This is a genomic window from Actinomycetospora callitridis, assembly GCF_028737265.1.
Classification (GTDB): Bacteria; Actinomycetota; Actinomycetes; order Mycobacteriales; family Pseudonocardiaceae; genus Actinomycetospora; species Actinomycetospora callitridis.
In genome coordinates, this window is record NZ_JAQZAK010000018.1 from 1 (window position 1) to 20,535 (window position 20,535).

General features: G+C 74.4%; 24 protein-coding genes. 13 read left to right on the plus strand and 11 right to left on the minus strand.

What is annotated here, in order from left to right:
- A partial coding sequence (locus PH191_RS29500) for a hypothetical protein (protein WP_274198199.1) occupies positions 1-195 on the plus strand: 195 nt, incomplete at its 5' end.
- Positions 196-213: 18 nt separating this feature from the next.
- Positions 214-1,284, plus strand: a complete 1,071-nt coding sequence (locus PH191_RS29505) for a M20 family metallopeptidase (RefSeq protein ID WP_274198200.1) — start codon at positions 214-216, stop codon at positions 1,282-1,284.
- A gap of 28 nt (positions 1,285-1,312) precedes the next feature.
- Here PH191_RS29505 and PH191_RS29510 read toward each other — a convergent pair whose 3' ends face one another.
- From PH191_RS29510 to PH191_RS29520, 3 genes are read right to left on the minus strand one after another with little or no spacing between them, the layout of a single operon-like run.
- On the minus strand, positions 1,313-1,777 hold the full coding sequence (locus PH191_RS29510; RefSeq protein ID WP_274198201.1) for a DUF3237 domain-containing protein: 465 nt from the start codon (positions 1,775-1,777) through the stop codon (positions 1,313-1,315).
- Between the two features lie 13 nt (positions 1,778-1,790).
- Positions 1,791-2,492, minus strand: coding sequence for an LON peptidase substrate-binding domain-containing protein (locus PH191_RS29515; protein WP_274198202.1), 702 nt, complete (start codon positions 2,490-2,492; stop codon positions 1,791-1,793).
- 43 nt (positions 2,493-2,535) lie between these two features.
- Positions 2,536-3,234, minus strand: coding sequence for an NUDIX hydrolase (locus tag PH191_RS29520; protein ID WP_420791867.1), 699 nt, complete (start codon positions 3,232-3,234; stop codon positions 2,536-2,538).
- Between the two features lie 223 nt (positions 3,235-3,457).
- Here PH191_RS29520 and nadA point away from each other — a divergent pair, with 223 nt between their 5' ends.
- The 6 genes from nadA (at position 3,458) to PH191_RS29550 (ending at position 9,900) form a co-directional block, all read left to right on the plus strand.
- Positions 3,458-4,462, plus strand: a complete 1,005-nt coding sequence (nadA, locus tag PH191_RS29525; protein WP_274198203.1) for a quinolinate synthase NadA — start codon at positions 3,458-3,460, stop codon at positions 4,460-4,462.
- Complete coding sequence (locus PH191_RS29530) at positions 4,459-6,069, plus strand: L-aspartate oxidase (protein WP_274198204.1); 1,611 nt, start codon at positions 4,459-4,461, stop codon at positions 6,067-6,069. Before nadA ends, PH191_RS29530 begins: the two co-directional genes overlap by 4 nt.
- Complete coding sequence (gene nadC, locus PH191_RS29535) at positions 6,066-6,941, plus strand: carboxylating nicotinate-nucleotide diphosphorylase (protein WP_274198205.1); 876 nt, start codon at positions 6,066-6,068, stop codon at positions 6,939-6,941. Before PH191_RS29530 ends, nadC begins: the two co-directional genes overlap by 4 nt.
- Before the next feature lie 36 nt (positions 6,942-6,977).
- Complete coding sequence (locus PH191_RS29540; RefSeq protein WP_274198206.1) at positions 6,978-8,126, plus strand: NAD(P)/FAD-dependent oxidoreductase; 1,149 nt, start codon at positions 6,978-6,980, stop codon at positions 8,124-8,126.
- An 11-nt stretch (positions 8,127-8,137) separates the two neighbouring features.
- Positions 8,138-9,004 carry a GH12 family glycosyl hydrolase domain-containing protein gene (locus PH191_RS29545; protein WP_274198207.1) on the plus strand — a complete coding sequence of 289 codons (867 nt, stop codon included), beginning with the start codon at positions 8,138-8,140 and terminating at the stop codon, positions 9,002-9,004.
- A gap of 125 nt (positions 9,005-9,129) precedes the next feature.
- Positions 9,130-9,900 (plus strand): GH12 family glycosyl hydrolase domain-containing protein, encoded by a 771-nt coding sequence (locus tag PH191_RS29550; RefSeq protein ID WP_274198208.1) that lies wholly within the window; start codon positions 9,130-9,132, stop codon positions 9,898-9,900.
- 7 nt (positions 9,901-9,907) lie between these two features.
- Here PH191_RS29550 and PH191_RS29555 read toward each other — a convergent pair whose 3' ends face one another.
- Positions 9,908-10,291, minus strand: a complete 384-nt coding sequence (locus PH191_RS29555) for an RNA-binding S4 domain-containing protein (RefSeq protein WP_274198209.1) — start codon at positions 10,289-10,291, stop codon at positions 9,908-9,910.
- A gap of 45 nt (positions 10,292-10,336) precedes the next feature.
- On the opposite strand from PH191_RS29555, the gene PH191_RS29560 reads away from it, so the two are divergent.
- Together PH191_RS29560 and PH191_RS29565 are read left to right on the plus strand one after the other, a co-directional pair.
- Positions 10,337-11,176: an LLM class F420-dependent oxidoreductase gene (locus PH191_RS29560; RefSeq protein WP_274198210.1), complete on the plus strand. Its 840-nt coding sequence runs from the start codon at positions 10,337-10,339 to the stop codon at positions 11,174-11,176.
- A gap of 1 nt (position 11,177) precedes the next feature.
- Positions 11,178-11,597, plus strand: a complete 420-nt coding sequence (locus PH191_RS29565; RefSeq protein ID WP_274198211.1) for a TIGR03668 family PPOX class F420-dependent oxidoreductase — start codon at positions 11,178-11,180, stop codon at positions 11,595-11,597.
- A 16-nt stretch (positions 11,598-11,613) separates the two neighbouring features.
- On the opposite strand, the gene PH191_RS29570 is transcribed toward PH191_RS29565, so the two are convergent.
- Together PH191_RS29570 and PH191_RS29575 are read right to left on the minus strand one after the other, a co-directional pair.
- On the minus strand, positions 11,614-12,540 hold the full coding sequence (locus PH191_RS29570; RefSeq protein WP_274198212.1) for an alpha/beta hydrolase: 927 nt from the start codon (positions 12,538-12,540) through the stop codon (positions 11,614-11,616).
- Positions 12,541-12,627: 87 nt separating this feature from the next.
- A complete protein-coding gene (locus tag PH191_RS29575) occupies positions 12,628-13,155 on the minus strand; it encodes a hypothetical protein (protein WP_274198213.1) in 528 nt (175 codons plus the stop codon).
- A gap of 142 nt (positions 13,156-13,297) precedes the next feature.
- On the opposite strand from PH191_RS29575, the gene PH191_RS29580 reads away from it, so the two are divergent.
- Positions 13,298-13,753 carry a pyridoxamine 5'-phosphate oxidase family protein gene (locus PH191_RS29580; RefSeq protein ID WP_274198214.1) on the plus strand — a complete coding sequence of 152 codons (456 nt, stop codon included), beginning with the start codon at positions 13,298-13,300 and terminating at the stop codon, positions 13,751-13,753.
- A 5-nt stretch (positions 13,754-13,758) separates the two neighbouring features.
- Here the strand turns inward: PH191_RS29580 and PH191_RS29585 are convergent, their stop codons facing one another.
- The 3 genes from PH191_RS29585 to PH191_RS29595 are packed head-to-tail and all read right to left on the minus strand — an operon-like array spanning position 13,759 to position 15,285.
- Positions 13,759-14,436 (minus strand): MBL fold metallo-hydrolase, encoded by a 678-nt coding sequence (locus PH191_RS29585; protein WP_274198215.1) that lies wholly within the window; start codon positions 14,434-14,436, stop codon positions 13,759-13,761.
- 20 nt (positions 14,437-14,456) lie between these two features.
- Complete coding sequence (locus tag PH191_RS29590; RefSeq protein WP_274198216.1) at positions 14,457-14,684, minus strand: hypothetical protein; 228 nt, start codon at positions 14,682-14,684, stop codon at positions 14,457-14,459.
- 28 nt (positions 14,685-14,712) lie between these two features.
- A complete protein-coding gene (locus tag PH191_RS29595; protein WP_274198217.1) occupies positions 14,713-15,285 on the minus strand; it encodes a TIGR03086 family metal-binding protein in 573 nt (190 codons plus the stop codon).
- Between the two features lie 18 nt (positions 15,286-15,303).
- Here PH191_RS29595 and PH191_RS29600 point away from each other — a divergent pair, with 18 nt between their 5' ends.
- The gene (locus PH191_RS29600) at positions 15,304-16,098 is read left to right on the plus strand and encodes an AraC family transcriptional regulator (protein ID WP_274198218.1); all 795 of its coding nucleotides are present in this window, start codon (positions 15,304-15,306) and stop codon (positions 16,096-16,098) included.
- Between the two features lie 188 nt (positions 16,099-16,286).
- Positions 16,287-19,187 (plus strand): excinuclease ABC subunit UvrA, encoded by a 2,901-nt coding sequence (gene uvrA, locus PH191_RS29605; protein WP_274198219.1) that lies wholly within the window; start codon positions 16,287-16,289, stop codon positions 19,185-19,187.
- Here uvrA and PH191_RS29610 read toward each other — a convergent pair.
- Complete coding sequence (locus PH191_RS29610; protein ID WP_274198220.1) at positions 19,184-20,038, minus strand: alpha/beta fold hydrolase; 855 nt, start codon at positions 20,036-20,038, stop codon at positions 19,184-19,186. The genes uvrA and PH191_RS29610 overlap by 4 nt on opposite strands.
- Positions 20,035-20,478 carry a cupin domain-containing protein gene (locus tag PH191_RS29615; RefSeq protein ID WP_274198221.1) on the minus strand — a complete coding sequence of 148 codons (444 nt, stop codon included), beginning with the start codon at positions 20,476-20,478 and terminating at the stop codon, positions 20,035-20,037. Before PH191_RS29615 ends, PH191_RS29610 begins: the two co-directional genes overlap by 4 nt.
- Positions 20,479-20,535: the final 57 nt, after the last annotated feature.

Consider the following 20,535-nt stretch of genomic DNA (forward strand, 5'->3'; position numbering starts at 1 on the left):
GTGCTCGTCGACCCGCGGGCGCTCGGCACGGCCGGCGCTCCCGGGGCCCCCGTGCCCGCCGTCCTGACGAGCCTGCCGCCGTCTCCGGGACCGTGGTGGATCGCGCTGGTCGCGGGCCTCGGGGCGGCGCTGACGTACGTGCTGTCTGCCATCGTCGACGGGCACGAGGACATGGGGCGGGACGACCCGCTCTGACCCCCGCGGGAGGCACCCATGAGTGGCACGGACGCCGTCGACCTGGCCTGTGAACTGGTCCGTCTCGACACCCGGGGCGGTGGCGAGAGTGCGGCGGCGGCGCTGCTCGCCGGGCACCTCGAGGACGCCGGGCTGTCCGTCGCGGTCCACGAGACCCGGCCGGGCCGGGCGAACGTCGTCGCGCGCCACGGCGACGAGACGCCCGTGACGCTCACCGGGCACCTCGACACCGTGCCCGCCGACGAGGCCGTGTGGTCGTTCGACCCGCTCGCCGGCGACGTCGTCGACGGACGGCTGCGCGGGCGGGGGAGCAGCGACATGAAGGCGGGCGTGGCCGCGGCGGTCGTCGCGGCCGCCGAGCACGTCCGCGCGGGCGGCCGCGGCGTGCAGGTCGTGCTGACGTTCGGCGAGGAGACCGGCTGCGAGGGCGCCCGCGAGATCCCGTCCGACGCGCTGACCCCGTCCGGGACGCTGCTCGTCGCCGAGCCCACGTCCAACCGCGTCGTCCTCGGACACAAGGGCGTGCTGTGGCTCGTGCTGCGGGCCCGCGGCGTCCCGGCGCACGGCTCGCGGCCCGACCTCGGCCACAACGCGCTGGTCGACCTGGCCCGCGCCGCGGTGCGGATCCACGAGCACGACGGGTGGCCGACGAGCCGGACGCACGGCGCGACGACCGCGAACGTCGGGATGATGCGCGCCGGCATCCAGCCGAACGTCGTGCCGGACCGGGCCGCGCTCACCGTCGACCTGCGGCTGGTCCCCGGCGACACCGCCGACGCCGCCGAGGCCACGACCGTCGGGCTCGCGGGCTGCCCCGTCGAGACCGAGCGCCTCGTCGAGCTGCCGCTGATCGACACCGACCCGGCGCGGGTCACGCGGACGGTCGAGCTGCTCGGGGGCGGGACGCCGAGCTACGCCACCTACTTCACCGACGCGAGCGTGCTCGCCCCCGCCCTCGGCGGCGCCGACACGATCGTCTTCGGTCCCGGCGAGCCCGAGCAGGCCCACGTCACCGACGAGACCGCTCCGGCCGGCCTCATCGGCCCGGCCGCCGAGGCCTACCGGGCGGTGCTCGGCGCGCTGACCTGAGACGCCCGGTCCTGACCCGGCCTCCGTCTCAGGTGACCGTGTAGGCGTCGTAGACGACGGCCGAGGCCCGTCGGCGGGCCACGGCGACCGTGAGCACCCGGGTCATCCAGCGGTGCTGCGGCGCCGCGGTCTCGAACGTCGCCGTGACGCGGAAGTAGTACGCCGACGGGTCGACGTCCTCGCCGCGCCCCAGGGCGTCGAGCACCGCGCGCGGCCCGGAGCGCACCCCGCCGGTGCGGATGTGGACGAGGGCGCCGTCGTCGGCGCGCAGGGTGTAGCGGGTGTCGATGGTGACGGCACCGTCGTCGTGGACGACCTGCCAGTCGGCGCCGCCGGGCAGGACGACGCCCGAGAAGCGCTCGCCGGTCACGGTGCCCCCGACGATCGCGACGATGCGCCGGTGCCCCGCGTCGGTGACGCCGAGGTCGAGCAGCTCGCCGAGCTCGACCTCGACGTGGGCGAGGAACTCGAGGCCCGGGACGGGGAGGGTCACGAGCGCGCGGGCCTCAGTTCGGGCTGTGCTCGACCGCGAACTTGGCGCTCGGGGCCCACACCGCGCGCAGCTCGGCGAGCAGGACCGCCTCGCGGGTCATCGAGCGCCGGATGAGCTGCAGGCGCTGCCTCGGGCAGGTCTCCTCGAGCAGCTCCTGGCGATCGGAGAGCGGCAGGAGGCAGTCGCCGGCGAGGATGTGGGCGAGCTCGGGGTCGGCGACGTCGGTCGCCGCCTCGTCGGTGAGGTCGGCGGGCATCTCGCCGTCCCCGCCGCCCTGCTGGCGCCAGGCGGTGGTGCAGTAGCGGCGGTGCGCGGCGCGGGCGGCCATCGCGAACGGGGCGAGGTCGGTGGGGGTGTCGCCCTCGTCGTCGGGGAGCCACTCGACGTTGGCGACGAGGTAGGGCGCCGTGGAGTCGTCGACGTCGACGAGGCGGAAGCGCCGGTCGCCGGTGGTCTGGAGGTCGAAGCGCCCGTCGGGCAGGCGCCGCACCTCGCGCAGCGACGCGGTGCAGCCGACGTCGTGCAGGCCTTCGCGACCGTCGTCGGGGCTCCAGCCCTCCCGCACCGCGACCACCCCGAACTGCTTGCCCGGGATCGTCCCGGTCACCAGGTCGATCGTGAGCTGGCGGTAGCGGGGTTCGAAGACGTGCAGTGGCAGCGAGGCGCCGGGAAGCAGCACGGTTCCCAGCGGGAACAGGGGCAGCGTCTCGACCACGTCGACCACGCTACGACCCCGGGGACCTCGCCGCCGGGTGGCGTCACACCGCAGCCCCGGGAGGCCGGAGCGTGGCGAAGGGATCGGTCACGCGCAACTCGTGCTCGGAGAACCGGTACATGGCCGCGGGGCGCCCACCGCTCGGGCCCGGCGGCGCCGTCTCGCCGGTGGGCACCAGGACGCCGCGACGGGTCAGGACGCGGTGCAGGTTGGTCGCCGAGACGCGGTGCCCGAGCGCCGCGGCGTAGAGGTCGCGCAGCTCGGAGACCGTGAAGGCGTCGGGGGCGAGCGCGAAGCCGATGTTCGTGTAGGACAGCTTGGCGCGCAGCCGGTCGACGCCGTCGCGGGTGATCGCCCCGTGGTCGAACGCCGTCTCCGGCAGCGCGTCCACCGGGTGCCACGCGGTGTCGTCGGGGACGGCCGGGTCGGCGTCGGAGGGCACGAGGCCGAGGAACGCGGTGGCGACACGCCGGGGCGGCGGGCCGCGGTGGGGGTCGGAGAACACCCCGAGCTGCTCGACGTGGGCGACCTCGGCGAGGTCGACCTTCTCGGCGAGGTGGCGGCGCACCGAGGCCTCGACGTCCTCGTCGGGCCCCAACCGACCCCCGGGCAGCGCCCACCGGCCGGCGTGCGGCTCCCGCGCCCGCTGCCAGAGCAGCACGCTCGGCACCGAGCCCGTGATGCGCAGGACGACGGCGAGCACGTCGTGGGCGTAGTTGCCCTGCTCGCCTGCGGTCTCCACGGAGAGTGATCGTAGGTGTCAGCGGCGTGGCGCTGCAGACACTGGGTGTCCGTAGCGCCACGCCGCTGACATTCCGGGCGGTGGTGCGCGTCACTGCCCGTGACGGGTGCTGGCGTGGGGCTCGGGGTGACGGGTACGGTCGACCATGTTTTCGACCACGAGGCGAAAACCACCGAGACCGGCCGCCCTCGACGCCGAGGGGCCGCCGGGGGAGGAGACGGCGATGACCGTCACCGCTGCCACGGACCTCGTCGGGCCGCTGACCGCCGGACCGGGATGGGCCGACGAGATCCGCAGGCTCGCCCGCGAGCGCGACGCCGTGGTGCTCGCGCACAACTACCAACGCCCCGAGATCCAGGACGTCGCCGACCACACCGGCGACTCGCTGGCCCTGAGCCGGATCGCCGCCGCGAGCGACGCGGGCACGATCGTCTTCTGCGGCGTCCACTTCATGGCCGAGACCGCGAAGATCCTCGCGCCGGAGAAGACCGTGCTCATCCCCGACGCGCGCGCCGGCTGCAGCCTCGCCGACTCGATCAGCGCCGACGAGCTCCGCGAGTGGAAGAGCGAGCACCCGGGTGCGGTGGTCGTCAGCTACGTCAACACGACGGCCGCGGTGAAGGCCGAGACGAACGTCTGCTGCACGTCGTCGAACGCCGTCGAGGTGGTGGCGTCCATCCCGGAGGACCTCGAGGTCCTCTTCCTGCCCGACCAGTTCCTCGGCGCCCACGTCAAGCGCATCACCGGCCGGGAGAACCTGCACATCTGGGCCGGCGAGTGCCACGTCCACGCCGGCATCAACGGCGCCGAGCTCACCGCGCAGGCGCAGGCCGACCCGGAGGCCGACCTGTTCGTGCACCCCGAGTGCGGCTGCGCGACCAGCGCGCTCTACCTCGCCGGCGCGGGCGCCGTCCCCGCCGAGCAGGTCCACATCCTGTCCACCGGCGGGATGCTCGACGCCGCGAAGAACACCACCAAGCGCAGCGTCCTCGTCGCCACCGAGGTCGGCATGCTCCACCAGCTGCGCCGCGCCAACCCCGACGTCGACTTCCGCGCGGTCAACGACCGCGCCTCCTGCGGCTACATGAAGATGATCACGCCGGGGGCGCTGACCCGGGCGCTGCTCGAGGGGCGCGACGAGGTGCACGTCGACCTCGAGACGGCCGAGCGCGCCCGCGGCGCCGTCCAGCGGATGATCGAGATCGGGCGGCCCGGGGGCGGGGAGTGAGCGCGGGTGAGTGGGAGACGACGGCCGACCTCGTCGTCGTCGGCTCCGGGGTCGCCGGGCTGACCGCGGCGCTCGCGGCGCAGCGCCGCGGCCTGCGCGTCGTCGTGGTCACCAAGGACGCCCCGGACGCCGGGAGCACGCGCTGGGCCCAGGGCGGCATCGCGGTGGTGCTCGGCGACGCGGTGTCACAGGAGGGGAACGACTCCGTCGACGCCCACCTCACCGACACGCTCGCGGCCGGCGGCGGGCTGGTCGACGCCGGCGCCGCCGCGGAGATCCTCGCCGCCGGCCCGGCCGCCGTCGCCGCGCTGCGCGCCGAGGGCGCGGTCTTCGACGGGCCCGCCGCGCGCCTCGCCCGCACCCGCGAGGGCGGGCACTCGGCGCTGCGCGTCGTGCACGCCGGCGGGGACGCGACCGGCGCCGAGGTGGAGCGCGCCCTGCTCGCCGCCGGTGACCGCGCCGGCCTGACCGTGCTCGCCGGCCACGCGGCGTCGTCGGTGCTCACGGGCCCCGACGGCACCGTGCGGGGCCTGGAGGTCCGCGACGCGGACGGGCGCGCGGGGTGGTTGGCGGCGCCCGCGGTGCTGCTCGCGACCGGCGGCGTCGGCGGGCTCTACGAGACGACGACCAACCCCGACGTGGCCACCGCCGACGGCTGGGCGCTCGCCCTGCGTGCCGGCGCCGCGCTGGCCGACGTCGAGTTCGTGCAGTTCCACCCGACGGCGCTCTACACACCGCGAGCCCACGGCCGCGCCCCGCTCGTCACCGAGGCCCTGCGCGGGGAGGGCGCGGTGCTGCGCGACACGACCGGCGCCTCGGTCACGGCCGGCGTGCACCCGCTCGGCGACCTCGCCCCGCGCGACGTCGTCGCCACCGCGATCACGCGGCGGATCACGGCGCTCGGCGTCGACCACGTCTGGCTCGACGCCACCGGCGTCCCGGACGTCGCCGCGCGCTTCCCGACGGTCGCCGCCTCCTGCGCGGCGATCGGCGTCGACCTCGCCCGCGACCCGGTCCCCGTGCGGCCCGCCGCGCACTACTCGTGCGGCGGCGTCGTCACCGACACCCACGGGCGCACCGGGGTGCCGGGGCTCTGGGCGGCGGGGGAGGTCGCGCGCACCGGCCTGCACGGGGCCAACCGGCTCGCCTCGAACAGCCTGCTCGAGGGCCTGGTCGTGGGTCGCCGCGCCGCCGACGACGTCGCGCGGGCACTCGCCGGCCCGCGGCGGCTCGCCGAGCCGACGGAGACCCGGGCCCGGCCCGTGCCCGTCGCCGACCGCGCCGTGCTCCGTGCCGCGCTGACCCGCAGCGCCGGGATCGGGCGCGACGCCGCGGGGCTCGCCGCCGCCTCGGACGCCGTCGAGGCCGCCAGCACCCTGCGGCTGCCCGTGACCCGCGCCGAGACCGAGGACGCCGCCCTGACCCTCGCCGCGCACGCCCTGCTCGCCGCGGCCGGGTCGCGCACCGAGACGCGGGGCTGCCACGTCCGCACCGACCACCCGGCCACCGACGAGCACTGGCAGCGCGCCTCGAGCACCGTCGCGCTCGACGCCGACGGGCGGCTGCACGTCGGGACCACCGACGCCCGCCACGGAGGTGCGGCATGACCACGACCTCGTCCCTGCCGGACACGCTCGACGCCGCCGAGGTGGACGCGGTGGTCGCGCGCGCCCTCGACGAGGACCTGCGCGACGGGCCGGACGCCACCACCGAGGCGTGCGTGCCCGAGGGCGCCGTCGCGGTGGGGGAGTTCCGCACCCGTCCGGCGGGCACGCTCGCCGGCGTCCGGGTGGCGGTGCGCGTGCTCGAGCGGGTCTGCGGGCCCGACCTGGAGATCCTCGACGCCCGCGCCGACGGCGACCGGCTGGCCGCCGGCGACGTCGCCCTCGCCGTCCGGGCGCCCCTGCGCACCCTGCTGACCGCCGAGCGCACCGCGCTCAACCTGCTCGGGCAGCTCTCGGGGGTGGCGACGGCCACCGCGGCCTGGGTCGACGCCGTCGAGGGCACCCGCGCCCGCATTCGCGACACCCGCAAGACCGTCCCCGGGCTGCGGGCGTTGCAGAAGTACGCCGTGCGCTGCGGGGGCGGCGTGAACCACCGGATGTCGCTCGGCGACGCGGTCCTGATCAAGGACAACCACGTCGCCGCCGCGGGGTCGGTGACCGCGGCCCTCGCCGCCGCCCGCGCCGCGGCGCCGGACCTGCCGTGCGAGGTCGAGGTCGACTCGTTCGCGCAGCTCGACGAGGCCCTCGGGCTCGGCGTCGCGCTGATCCTGCTCGACAACTTCACGCCCGCGCAGACGGCCCAGGCCGTGGCGCGTCGCGACGCCCGCGCGCCGGGCACGGGCCTGGAGGTCTCCGGCGGCCTGACCCTCGACACCGCCGCCGCCCACGCCGCCGCGGGCGTCGACTACCTCGCCGTCGGCGCCCTCACCCACTCCGCGCCCGTCCTCGATCTGGGCCTCGACCTCCGTCCGTGAGTGACGTTCTCGGCGATAGCCGGGAAGATCGCTCACATGGGTGTGGTCGTCGTCGGTGGCGGGATCGCCGGGATGTCGGTCGCCGCGGAGCTCGCGCGCGACCGTGACGTGCTGCTCGTCGAGGGCGAGCGCGAGCTGGCCCGGCACACGACGGGACGCTCCGCCGCGAGCTACATCCCGGGCCACGGCGCGGCGCCCGCCCGCGCGCTCGTCGCCGCCTCGCGCGAGCGCTTCGCCGCCCTGGCCGAGGAGGCCGGGCACTCGTTCCTGCGGCCGCGGGCGGTCCTGCACATCGCGCAGGACGACGACGAGGAGCGGACGCTGCGCGAGGAGATCCTGACGCTCGGCACCGTCGACGAGCTCACCGTCGCCAAGGTCGTCCGGCGCTGGCCGGCGCTGCGGGCGGACCGCGTGCGGGCGGCGGGCGTGGTCGAGGACGCCCAGGACGCCGACCCGTTGGGCCTGCACGAGCACTACCGCCGCACCCTGCGGGCCCGCGGCGGGGAGATTCGCACGGGTATCCCGGTCACGGCGCTGGACGCGACGGCGACCGGCTGGTGCGTCGGGATCGGGGACGACCACGTCGACGCCGACACGGTCGTGCTCGCCGCCGGGGCCTGGACCGACCGTCTGCTCACCCTCGCCGGCGCCGCGCCGATCGGCCTGCGCCCGCTGCGGCGCACGATCGCGATCGCCCGGATACCCGACGGCGCGCCGGTACGCCGCGACGACCCGTTCGCCGTCTCCGTGGGCGAGCACTGGTACGCCAAACCGGAGGGCGAGTACCTGCTGGTCTCGCCCTCCGAGGAGACCCCCGCCGAGCCGGGCGACCCCCGTCCCGAGGAGCTCGACGTCGCCCGCGCCCTGGAGGCCGTCAACGACGTGACGACGCTGGGCCTGCGCTCGGTGGTCACGAGCTGGACGGGGCTGCGCACCTTCGCCCCGGACCGCTCCCTGGTGATCGGCGACCGCCCCGAGCACCCCGGCCTGCACCTGTTCGCGGGCCAGGGCGGCTCGGGCATCGAGACCGCGCCGGCGGCCGCCGTCCTGGCCGCCGCGGTGATCACGGGCGCAGACCCGCCCGTCGACATCGTCGCCGCCCTTGAGGACCACGGCGCCGGGCTCGACGACGTGCTCGCCCGACGCGTCCCGACCCCCGCCGTGCGTCCGGATCCTCCTCGTTAGCCTCCCCCCGTATGGGTGACGCCCGGCGACTGCTCGCCGCCGCAGTGGCCGTACTGGCCCTCGTCCTCGTCCTCGCCGGCTGCGGCGGGGCGGGCGAGGAGACCGAGGGGACACCGCTGACGATCCCGACCGCCGGGGCCCCGATCGTCAACGGCGCCGGGGCCGGCGGTCCGCTCGCGCCGCTGCCCCCGGAGGGCTCGCGCGAGGGTCAGCGGATCTGCGGGAAGTTCCAGTCGGTGCCCGTGGCCGGCGGGCGCTACGAGGTGCAGAACAACGCCTGGGGCGCGACGACCCCGCAGTGCACCACCGCGTTCGACACCGGCTTCTCGGTGCAGGCGAGCCACGACAAGGACTCGGGGCCGGCCGCCTACCCGTCGATCGTCGTCGGCTGCAACTACGGGACCTGCACCCGCGACGCGCCGTTCCCGCGCCCGCTGGCCGACCTCGGGGACGTGCGCTCCAGCTGGGCGGTCACCGTCCCGCGCCGCGGCGACTACAACGTCGCCTACGACGTCTGGCTCGACCCGACCCCGCGCCGCGACGGCGCCAACACCGGCGCCGAGCTGATGATCTGGTTGGACCGCACCGACCGTGTGCAGCCGATCGGCTCGAAGCGCGCCGACGTCGAGATCGGCGACGCCCGCTGGGAGATCTGGCAGGGCGAGAACGAGGGCCTGCCGGTGATCTCCTACGTCCGCGAGGAGTCGACCACCACCGTCCTCGACCTCCCGATCAGCGACTTCATCACCGACGCCACCCGGCGCGGCGTGGTCGAGCCCTCCTGGTTCCTCACCAACGTGCAGGCCGGCTTCGAGCCCTGGATCGGCGGCGAGGGCCTGTCCACCGACGCGTTCGCGCTCACCCGGAACGGTGTCTGAGTGCTCCTCTGAGGTCCGTGTGGGGGAAGGTCCACCCGTTCGAACGGGGGACGAGGCTGCTCCGACTGCGGCGACGAACGTAGCTTCAGGCGCGACGAACGGTCGAGCAGCGAGGATGGCGGCAGATGAACGGTCGACGACGGGCGACGAGCGGGATGATCGTGGCGCTCCTGGCCGTGCTCTCGGTGTTGCTGGGCGGGAGCCCGGCGACGGCCACGACACCCCGCGTCGAAGGGACCCGGGTCTGCGGCAAGACCGAGTCCACCCCGGTGGCGGGCGGGCGCTACGAGGCGCAGAACAACGTGTGGGGCGCCGACACCCCGCAGTGCATCACCGCGTTCGACACCGGCTTCGTCGTCGACCCGGCCGACCACCACAAGGAGCACGAGCCCGCGTCGTACCCGTCGATGGTCTGGGGCTGCAACTACGGCAACTGCACGAAGGACAGCCCGTTCCCGAAGCCGGTCTCGCAGCTCGCGGGGCTGCGCTCCTCCTGGTCGGTCGCGGTGCCGCCGACGGGTGACTACAACGTCTCGTACGACCTCTGGATGGACCCGACACCGCGGCGCAACGGCCGTCCGACCGGTCTCGAGCTGATGATCTGGCTGAAGAACACCCCGCGCGTGCAGCCGATCGGGGAGAAGAAGGCCGAGGTCAGCATCGGCGGCACGACCTGGGACGTCTGGCTCGGCGCGATCGACCTGCCGACGATCAGCTATGTGCGCCGGCAGCCGACGCTCGAGGTCACCGACCTCCCGCTCGACCAGTTCGTCGCCGACGCCCAGCGCCGCGGCGTCGCCAAGCCCGAGTGGTTCATGACGAGCGTCCAGGCCGGCTTCGAGCCCTGGATCGGCGGCCGGGGTCTGACGACCAAGTCGTTCTCGGCGACGCTCTGAGCGGCGCTCACACCCCGTCGGGGTCGGCGCTCTCCCGTAGGGCGTCGATCAGCCGACGGTCCCGCTTGGTCGGACGGCCCGCGCCGCGGTCGCGCACCGCGACCGGCGCGGGCCGTTCCTCCGGCGGAGGAGGCGGCGGGGTGTGGTCGACGTAGCAGGTCACGGCCACGGGGGCGCCGACGCGCTTCTCGATGACCTTGGTGACCTCGACGATGCGGGGGATCTCGTAGACCCGCGTGCGGATCGTGTCGCCCGGCTTCACGACGGTGGCGGGCTTGGCCGGGGTGTCGTTGACGCGCACGTGCCCACCCCGGCAGGCCTCGGCCGCGTCGGCGCGGGTCTTGGTCAGCCGCACCGCCCACAGCCAGCGGTCGACGCGTGTGGACTCCATCCCCGCCCAGTGTGCCGTCCCTCGCGACGGGATAACCGACGGGACGTGGACCACGGCATCATGATGTTCCCGACCGACTACGCCATCGACCCGGCCGCGCTGGCCAAGGAGGTGGAGGCCCGGGGCTTCGACTCCCTCTGGTTCCCCGAGCACAGCCACATCCCGACCAGCCGGGAGTCGCCCTACCCGGGCGGCGGCGACCTGCCGCGGATGTACTCCCACACCTACGACCCCTTCGTCGCGCTCACCGCCGCGGCGTCCGCGACGACGACGCTCAAGCTGGCCACCGGCATCTGCCTGGTGATCGAGCGCGACACGATCAACACCGCCAAGGAGGTCGCGAGCCTCGACCGCCTGTCGGGAGGACGCTTCCTCTTCGGGATCGGCGGTGGGTGGAACCGCGAGGAGATGGCGGACCACGGCACCAACCCCAAGACCCGCATGCGCCTCATGGGTGAGCAGATCAAGGCCATGAAGGAGCTGTGGACGAAGGAGGAGGCGGAGTTCCACGGGGAGTTCGTGGACTTCGACCCGAGCTGGGCCTGGCCCAAGCCGGTGCAGGACCCGCACCCGCCGGTCTACGTCGGCGGCATGGGACCCGGCGTCGAGGACCGCGTCCTCGACTTCGGCGACGCCTGGCTGCCGCAGCGCGTCGGCCCCGACAACATCGGTCAGTTCGAGGAGCGGGCGAACGCGCTCCAGCAGCGCGCCGCCGACGCCGGTCGCGGCCGCATCCCGATGTCGCTGTTCGGCGCCGAGACCTCGTCCGAGGCCCTCGACGGCTACCGCCGCATCGGCCTCGACCGGGCCATCTACGGTGTGAGCTCCGCCGACCGCGACACCGTCCTGAAGGAGCTCGACGAGCTCGCGAAGCTCGTCGGCTGACGTGCCCACGCTCGAGGTCGACGACGCGCGCCGCCGGTTCGCCGCGGCGCGCGTCGCCCGTCTGGCCACGGTCGCGGGCGACGGGCAGCCGCACCTCGTGCCCGTCGTGTTCGCGGTCGAGGACGACACCGTCCTCATCGCCGTGGACGCCAAGCCCAAGCGCCACCGCGCGCTCAAGCGGCTGCGCAACATCGCCGACAATCCGGGCGTCACGCTGCTCGTCGACCACTACGACGACGACTGGAGCGCCCTGTGGTGGGTGCGCGCCGACGGCGTCGCGACGGTCACCGACGACGCGGCGGAGCTCGCGCGGGCCCGCGGGGCGCTCGGCGCCCGCTACCCCCAGCACCGCGAGGAGCCGCCCGAGGGGCCGGTGATCGTCGTCGAGGTCACCCGGTGGACGGGGTGGGCCTGGAGCTGAGGTGCTCCGGGCCGCCTCAGCCGGTCTTGCCGACGCGCAGGTGCTCGACGAACCAGTCCCGGGCGGCGGAGGAGCTGACCTCGAAGCCCGGGCCCGTGTAGGCGTCGAAGTGTCCGCCGGGCGCGATGACCAGCTTCTTCGGGTGCGCGGCGGTCTCGTAGGCCGCCGTCGCGAGCTCGCTCGCCACCAGGCGGTCCTCCTGCGCCACGACCATCTGCACGGGCGTCGGCGCGATGAGCGGCAGGTACCGGCCCGGCTCGTAGCCCTGGAACAGCTCGATCGAGCGCAGCGTCACCTGGTTCTCCCAGGAGGGCGCGCGCTCCCGCTGCGTGCGGGTGAAGAACTCGTACGAGTCCGCGGTCGGCAGCGCGGCGGCCCCGGCCGGATCGTCGGTGACCACCGGCATCATGGCCGGCGAACCGCCCCGGGCCCGCTCGAGACGGTCGGCGGCGAACGCGTCCCAGGTGGGTCCCCACGCGTCGATGCGCACGAGCGACTCGAACGATCGCCGTCCGGAGACCAGTGGCGCCTGCCCGGACACCGCCTTCACGCGCCGGTCGATGGCACCGACGACGTAGGCGTGGGCGCCGGAGTAGCTGGAACCCCAGACGCCGATCCGGCCGGCGTCGACGTCGTCGCGGCCCTGCGCGTAGGTGATCGCGTGCTGGTAGTCGCGGATCTGCTCCCAGGGGTCGATCTCCTGGCGCGGCGTGCCCGGCGCGGCGTCGGAGGCGCCGAGCCCGCGGTTGTCGTAGACGACGCACGCCAGGCCCGCGGCGGCGAAGACCTCGGCGTAGTCGTCGAGGTGCTGCTCCTTGACCGCCGAGAAGCCGTGCGCCATCACCACGCAGGGATGGCCACCGCTCGCGTCCGCGGCGTCGGGTGCGTAGAACCACCCGCGCAGCGTCGCGCCCTCGGCGTCGAAAGAGATGTCTTCGCGCATCGTCGCTCCCACAAGTCGTCGACCGTGACGACCCGAGCCTGGCCTGCCGGGGTGCGGCGCGGATACCGCTCCCGCGTCACGGTTCGGTCAGCGTGCGGCGAGCTCGATCCGGCACTCGGGCGCGGCGCCCGGCGCCACCGGCTGCACGCCGACGATCTCGAACGTGCCGGTCAGCGCCACGCCGCCGCCGGCCGTGGCCGGCCGCGGGGCGACGTGGGCGGCGTCGGCACCCTCGACGGTGATGCGGGTCGTCGCGGGCCTGCCGTCGGCGCCCGGGCAGCTGTAGGTGCGCAGGACGATCGTCGCCGGCTGGGCCGCGGGGTCGCCGCCGCGCAGCGCCGCCTGGTCGATCTGGACGCCGAGCTCGGCCTGGCCCCCCGCGAGCGTGCCCCCGCGGATCGAGTCCGGGTACGACACGAGCGCGGCGACCAGCCCGCTCGCGTCGACGTCGTTGCGGACCGTGCGGGTGATGTCCTTGGCGAACAGGCCGCGGGTGACCCCCGTCAGCACGAGCACGGCGAGGACGACGACCACCACGAGGAGCGCCGCCAGCACCCCGACGACGATCCGTGTCCGCCCCCGCGGCGGCGAGCTCTCCTGCGTCGACATGGACATCCCCCGATGGTTGTGCGCGACCTGTCAGCAGCACGATCGGAGCAGATCGACGGATCGTTAGCGAGCCGATACGCCGAACGAGTGGGTCGTCGACCGCCTCGGCGCGTGCCGGGTTGTCGGTGCCCGGTGCCATCCTCGGCGCATGGTGGCCTGGCACGACGTCGAAGAGGCGGCGCCGCAGTTCGCGCAGCGGGTGCGCGCGCTGTTCGACGCCCACAAGCACAAGACCCTCGCCACGCTGCGGGCCGACGGCTCGCCGCGGATCTCGGGGATCGAGACGGTCTTCGAGGACGGTCGGCTGACCTTCGGCTCGATGCCCGGCGCGCGCAAGGGCGCGGACCTGCGCCGGGACCCGCGGTTCGCCGTGCACAGCGCCACGGTCGACCCCGTCGAGGGCGCCGAGGCGCAGTGGCCGGGCGAGGCCAAGATCGCCGGTCGGGCCGTCGTCGCCGGGGCGATCACCGAGGGGCCGGACGGCGATCTGTTCCACGCCGACATCGACGAGGTCGTCCACACCCACCTCGACGAGCGGGCCACGCGCCTCGTCGTCGAGTGGTGGACGCCCGCGCACGGGCTACGGAGGGTCGAGCGCGAGTAGCCCGCTCACCAGCCCCGCTCGCGCCACTCCGGGAGGTGCGGGCGCTCGGCGCCCAGGGTCGTGTCGTCGCCGTGGCCCGGGTAGACGTGGGTGTCGTCGTCGAGGCGACTGAACACCTTGTGCTCGAGGTCGTTCATCAGCGACTCGTGGTGCTCCAGGGTCGCGGTCTTGCCGTGGCCGCCCGGGAACAGCGAGTCGCCGGTGAAGATGTGGGCGCTGCCGGCCGGGTCGCGGTAGAGCAGGGCGATCGAGCCGGGCGTGTGCCCGTCGAGGTGGATGATCTCGACGAACGAGTTGCCGAAGGACACGGTGTCGTCGTCGCCGACCGTGTGGTCCGGCGTGACGGGCAGCTCCGGGGCGTCCTTCTCGTGCGCGTAGGTGCTCGGGTGCACGGCGCCGACGACGTCCTCGAGCGACTGGATGTGGTCCCAGTGCCTGTGGGTCGTCGCGAGCGCGGAGAGCTTGTCCCGCGAGGCGACCGTGTCGACGGTGTCGAGCAGCCGGTCGGTCTCGTTCGCCGCGTCGATCAGCAGCGCCTGCCCGGTGGCCTTGTCGACCAGGACGTAGGCGTTGTTGTCCATCGGGCCGACCGACACCTTGGTGATCGACACGTCCTGGAGGTCGCGGCGCGCTGCGGGGCCGGCGGGCTCGACATGGCCGGTGTACTGGTCGAGGAGGTCCACGCCCGGAAGGGTAGTGCCGGTCAGGACCGCGCGGGCTTGTAGCCCGCCTTCCGCAGCGCGTCCGGGCTCAGCGTCTCGCCGCAGTGCTCGCACCGCGGCACCTCGCCCGACGCGACGACGACGGCGAGGTGGCCCGCGCGAGTCGCGGCGCACTCGGCGCGGCGTGCGGCGCGGTCCTCGCCGACCTCCTCGCTCCAGGCCCGCCGCGACCGCAACCGGGCCAGGTCCGCGGGGTCGATCTCGCTCATGGACACCATCCTGCCCCCGCCGGGGAGGTCAGGGCCGCCAGGACGGGTCACGCCCCGCGACGGCGACGACGCGGTCGAGCAGCGGCGCGTCGGGCGCGACCTCGATGGCGGGGCCGAAGGCCCCCATCTGCCGCCCGAGCGGTGTGAGCTGGGAGAGCGCCTCGTAGGCCTCCTCGAGCAGCGCGTCGTCCCAGGTCGCGGTCTCGCCGAGCCCGCGGGCGAGGTCCCAGCCGTGCAGCACGAGCTCGCAGAACGTCATCGTCCCGACGACCGTGGAGGGCAGCTCCGAGCTGGTCATGGTGGTGGTGCCCTGCCAGGAGGCCGGGTCGCTCCAGACGGCGACGAGGTCGTCACGGTCCTTGCCGAGGACGGCGGTCCAGTCGCCCTCGAGCGTCGGCGCCCCGGGCTCGGGCGGCGCGCCGCGACCGGCGCCGGCGAGCACCGGTGTCCAGGTGAGCATGTGCTCGGCGAGGTCGCGGACGGTCCAGCCCTCGCAGGGGACGGGAGCGTCGAGGTGGTCGGCGGCCGCGGCGACGAGGGCCTCGTGCGGCGCGGCCGCGGCGGCGACGAGGTGCGGGCGGGGCGTGAAGTCGGGGAACACGACGAGGACGCTAGTGACGTGCCGGCGCCCGGTCATGGACGAACGCGACAACCCGACGAGCGGGACCCCCGCGAGCTCGGCGGGCACTGGCGCACGGCCCAGCGGATCGCCGTGCAGGAGCCCGACGCGGAGCTCGCCCCGTGGGTGGAGCGGCTGTGGACGGCGTCCTGGGAGTACGCGGAGCCCTACGCCCAGAAGATCGTGCCGCTGCCGCAGGTGCACGTGTCGCTCATCGACAGGGGACCGCCGCGTGTCGTCGGGCCCCGCAGCCGGCACATGGTGCGTGAGCTGGCCGGGCGCGGCTCGGTGGTGGGCGCCGCCTTCCGGCCGGGGGTGTTCCGGGCGCTCGCGGACGGGCCGGTGAGCGCGCTCGTCGACCGCGAGGTCGAGGTGGCCGCCCTGCCGGCGCTGGCCGGCGAGCCCGTCCTGGAGGGCGCGATGACCGACTGGCTGCGCGCCCACCTGCCCGCCGAGGGTCCCGGACCCGCGGCGCGGGAGGCCGGCGAGCTCGTCGCCCGGGTCGCCGCCGATCCCACGATCGCGCGGGTCGACCGGCTCGCCGCGGCGGCGGGGCTGGGAATGCGCAGCCTCCAGCGCCTGTTCTCCGAGCACGTCGGGTTGGGTCCCAAGTGGGTCATCCGCCGGTACCGGCTGCAGGAGGTCGTCGACCGGTGGGAGGCGGGCACGCGGGCCGACTGGGCGGGCCTCGCCGCCGAGCTGGGGTACGCCGACCAGGCGCACCTCTCGCGCGATTTCACGGATCTGTTCGGCGAACCGCCCACCTGGTACGCCCGGCGCTACCCGGCGCCCTGAGCCACACGCCGGGCACCCGCCGCCCCGGACCGGTCGTCGCCCCGAGCCCCCACCCGGCCGAGCCCACCCGGCCACCGACGGCCGTTGTCGGGGGTCCCTCTTAGCATGGAGAACGCCGGGGGAGAGGCAGCCGAAGACGTGTGTCCCCACCTCGGCGCGCTCTCACCGGAGACCAGGAGGCCCTGCACGTGGTCGATCGTCTCGTCGTCCAAGGCGCCCGTGAGCACAACCTCACGGGCGTCGATCTCGACCTGCCGCGGGACAGCCTCGTCGTCTTCACCGGCCTCTCGGGGTCCGGGAAGTCCAGCCTCGCCTTCGACACGATCTTCGCCGAGGGGCAGCGGCGGTACGTCGAGTCGCTGTCGGCCTACGCGCGCCAGTTCCTCGGGCAGATGGACAAGCCCGACGTCGACTTCATCGAGGGCCTCTCGCCCGCCGTGTCGATCGACCAGAAGTCGACCAGCCGCAACCCGCGCTCGACGGTCGGCACCATCACCGAGGTCTACGACTACCTGCGCCTGCTGTACGCCCGCGCCGGTACGCCCCACTGCCCGACGTGCGGCGAGATCATCTCGAAGCAGACGCCCCAGCAGATCGTCGACCAGGTGCTCGACATGGAGCCGGGCCGGCGCTTCCAGGTGCTCGCGCCGGTCATCCGCGGCCGCAAGGGCGAGTACGTCGACCTGTTCAGCCAGCTCCAGGGTCAGGGCTACTCCCGCGTGCTGGTCGACGGCACCGTCTATCCACTGTCCGAGCCGCCCACGCTGAAGAAGCAGGAGAAGCACGACATCTCGGTCGTGGTCGACCGCCTGTCGGTGAAGTCGAGCGCCAAGCAGCGCCTCACCGACTCCGTCGAGACCGGGCTGCGTCTCGGCGAGGGCATCATCGTCCTCGAGTTCGTCGACCTCCCCGACGACGACCCGGACCGCGAGCGCCGCTTCTCCGAGCGGATGGCCTGCCCGAACGGCCACCAGCTCCAGGTGGACGACCTCGAGCCCCGCGCCTTCTCCTTCAACTCGCCCTACGGCGCCTGCACCACGTGCACCGGCCTGGGCATCAAGAAGGAGGTCGACCCGGAGCTGCTGGTGCCCGACGACGAGCTCTCGCTCGCCGACGGCGCCATCGCGCCCTGGGCCATCGGCCAGTCCGCCGAGTACTTCACCCGGCTGCTCACCGCGCTCTCCGAGCAGGTCGGCTTCCGTATGGACGCACCGTGGCGCAAGCTCTCGGCGCGGGTGCAGAAGGCCGTGCTGCACGGCTCGGACGACCAGGTGCACGTGCGCTACCGCAACCGCTACGGCCGCGAGCGCTCGTACTACGCGTCGTTCGAGGGCGTCGTGCCGTTCCTCGAGCGCCGGCTCGACCAGGCGGAGTCCGACAGCGCCCGCGAGCGCTACGAGGGCTACATGCGCGACGTGCCGTGCCCGGCGTGCGGGGGGACGCGGCTCAAGCCGGAGATCCTCGCGGTCACGCTGCGGCACGAGACCCTGGGCGACCGCTCGATCGCCGAGGTCTGCGCGCTCTCGGTGGCCGACTGCGCCGAGTTCATGAAGGGCCTCGAGCTCGGGCCGCGCGAGCAGGTCATCGCCGGGGCGGTGCTCAAGGAGATCGACGCCCGCCTGGGCTTCCTGCTCGACGTCGGGCTCGACTACCTGTCGCTGGCCCGCGCGGCGGCGACGCTGTCCGGCGGCGAGGCGCAGCGCATCCGGCTGGCCACGCAGATCGGGTCGGGCCTGGTCGGGGTGCTCTACGTCCTCGACGAGCCGTCGATCGGGCTCCACCAGCGCGACAACCGCCGGCTGATCGACACGCTGTCGCGGCTGCGCGACCTCGGCAACACCCTCATCGTCGTCGAGCACGACGAGGACACCGTCCGCGCCTCGGACTGGGTGGTCGACATCGGGCCCGGTGCCGGCGAGCACGGCGGGCGGGTCGTCTACTCCGGCCCGGTCGAGGGCCTCGAGAAGTGCCCCGAGTCGCTCACCGGGGCCTACCTCTCGCGCCGGGAGCAGATCCCGATCCCGGAGATCCGCCGTCCGATCGACCGGACGCGCCAGGTCGGCGTCGTCGGCGCGCGCGAGCACAACCTGCACGACGTCGACGTCGCGTTCCCGCTCGGCTGCCTCGTCTCGATCACCGGGGTATCGGGCTCGGGCAAGTCGACGCTGGTCAACGACATCCTCGCGACGGTGCTGGCCAACAAGCTCAACAAGGCCCGCCAGGTCCCGGGCCGCCACACCCGCGTCACCGGCCTCGAGCACCTCGACAAGCTGGTGCGCGTCGACCAGTCGCCGATCGGCCGCACGCCGCGGTCCAACCCCGCGACCTACACCGGCGTGTGGGACCACATGCGCAAGCTCTTCGCCGCCACCAACGAGGCGAAGGTCCGCGGCTACGGGCCCGGGCGGTTCTCGTTCAACGTCAAGGGCGGGCGCTGCGAGGCGTGCGCCGGCGACGGCACCATCAAGATCGAGATGAACTTCCTGCCCGACGTCTACGTGCCCTGCGAGGTCTGCAAGGGCGCGCGGTACAACCGCGAGACGCTCGAGGTGCACTACAAGGGCAAGAACGTGGCCGAGGTCCTCGACATGCCGATCGAGGAGGCCGCCGAGTTCTTCAAGCCCATCGGCGCGATCCACCGGCACCTGCAGACGCTCACCGAGGTCGGGCTGGGCTACGTCCGGCTCGGGCAGCCGGCCCCGACGCTCTCCGGCGGTGAGGCCCAGCGCGTGAAGCTGGCCTCCGAGCTCCAGAAGCGGTCGATGGGCCGGACGATCTACATCCTCGACGAGCCGACCACGGGTCTGCACTTCGAGGACATCCGCAAGCTGCTCGGCGTCATCAACGGCCTCGTCGACAAGGGCAACACCGTCCTCGTCATCGAGCACAACCTCGACGTCATCAAGGTCAGCGACTGGGTGGTCGACATGGGCCCCGAAGGCGGCAACAACGGTGGCACCGTCGTCGCCCAGGGCACCCCGGAGCAGGTCGCGGCCGTGGAGGGCAGCTACACCGGTCAGTTCCTGGCCGACCTCGTCGAACCCGAGATCGCGCCGGTGCGCCGCGCTCGCGCACGCAAGGCCGGCTAGGAGCGATCGCCGAGCCCGTCGCGGATCGCGGCGGCCACCACGTCGGGCGCCGTGGCCAGGGCCGAGTGGCCCTGGCCCTCCAGCTCGACGGTGGTCGCCGAGGGCAGCGCGGCGGCCACCGCGCACGACGACACGCGGAGGTGCTCGGGGGAGGCGCTACCGACGAGCACGAGCGCGGGGGCGGCGATCCCGGCGAGGACACCCAGGTCGCCGGGCAGCGCCTCGATCGCCCGCATCTCCCGCGGCCAGGTGTGGATCAGGTCGGTCGACTCCGACCACGCCGGGCTGCGCCGCAGGCCCGCGAGCACGGGCTCGGGGACGCCCACCATCTCCCGGAACGCCAGCGCGACCGCCGCCTCCCGGTCGCCCCGTGTGACCAGGTCGTCGAGCGCGTCGATCCGCTCGGCCGGCACCCGCGGACGTCCGACCGGCCAGGGCGGCTCGTAGAGCACGAGGGCGGCGGGCGTCACCAGACCGGCCGCGCCGAGCACGCAGATCGCGCCGCTGGAGTGGCCCGCCAGGGCGACCGGCCCGGGGAACGACGTCACCGCGGCGGCCAGGTCCTCGTACTCCCGCTCGAGGGCGTAGGGCGCGGTGTCGCCGGAGTCGCCCTTGCCGCGCCGGTCGACGAGCCAGCACGACCACCGACCCGCCAGGCCGGCGGCCACGGCCGCCCAGCGGGTACGCCGGGACGGGCCTCCCGGCACGAGGAGCAGGTCGAGGTCCCCGTCGGTCACCCGCTCGAGCACGATCTCGGTGCCGTCGGCGGAGACGACGCGACGCACGCGGTCGGCGCCCACCGCGGGGGACGTCGCGGGGGACGTCGCAGGGGACGCGGACACCTCCGTCACCGCGGGCTCCCGGACGGCATCGCGACGAGCTCGGTGTCGTGGTGGCGGTAGAGGTCGGCGATCTCCTCGGGCCCCGCACCCCGGCGCCGCAGGGCGTGCAGGCCCTCGACCAGCCGGGTGGCGCCGGGGGTGGTGACCACCAGGACGCGCGCCGGCTCCGCGGAAGGGTTGGCGAACCCGTGCGCCACGCCGCGAGGGACGAGGACGCAGGAGCCCGGTCCGCAGGTGGTGACCTCGCCGTCGAGCAGGAACGCCACCGAGCCGGCGAGGACGTAGAAGGCCTCGTCGTCGACGAGGTGGCGGTGCGGCGCCGGCCCCGGCGCGCCCGGGGCGAGCTCCGACTCGAAGACCGCGAAGGCCGCGGCGTCCGGCTCGACCTTCATCGCGAGGGTCGGGGCCGGTCGGCGGCCACCGCCGGGGCCGAGCACCTGGGACGACATGGCGACTCCCGAGGAATCGGGTACAGACACACTGTAGTGACCTGAGTGATACTGTTC

Coding starts and splice junctions, on each gene's coding strand:
- PH191_RS29505 (WP_274198200.1), top strand. CDS start 214: ATGAGTGGCACGGACGCCGTCGACCTGGCCTGTGAACTGGTCCGTCTC.
- nadA (WP_274198203.1), top strand. CDS start 3,458: ATGACCGTCACCGCTGCCACGGACCTCGTCGGGCCGCTGACCGCCGGA.
- nadC (WP_274198205.1), top strand. CDS start 6,066: ATGACCACGACCTCGTCCCTGCCGGACACGCTCGACGCCGCCGAGGTG.
- PH191_RS29540 (WP_274198206.1), top strand. CDS start 6,978: ATGGGTGTGGTCGTCGTCGGTGGCGGGATCGCCGGGATGTCGGTCGCC.
- PH191_RS29545 (WP_274198207.1), top strand. CDS start 8,138: ATGGGTGACGCCCGGCGACTGCTCGCCGCCGCAGTGGCCGTACTGGCC.
- PH191_RS29550 (WP_274198208.1), top strand. CDS start 9,130: ATGAACGGTCGACGACGGGCGACGAGCGGGATGATCGTGGCGCTCCTG.
- PH191_RS29555 (WP_274198209.1), bottom strand. CDS start 10,291: ATGGAGTCCACACGCGTCGACCGCTGGCTGTGGGCGGTGCGGCTGACC.
- PH191_RS29570 (WP_274198212.1), bottom strand. CDS start 12,540: ATGCGCGAAGACATCTCTTTCGACGCCGAGGGCGCGACGCTGCGCGGG.
- PH191_RS29575 (WP_274198213.1), bottom strand. CDS start 13,155: ATGTCCATGTCGACGCAGGAGAGCTCGCCGCCGCGGGGGCGGACACGG.
- PH191_RS29580 (WP_274198214.1), top strand. CDS start 13,298: ATGGTGGCCTGGCACGACGTCGAAGAGGCGGCGCCGCAGTTCGCGCAG.
- PH191_RS29590 (WP_274198216.1), bottom strand. CDS start 14,684: ATGAGCGAGATCGACCCCGCGGACCTGGCCCGGTTGCGGTCGCGGCGG.
- PH191_RS29615 (WP_274198221.1), bottom strand. CDS start 20,478: ATGTCGTCCCAGGTGCTCGGCCCCGGCGGTGGCCGCCGACCGGCCCCG.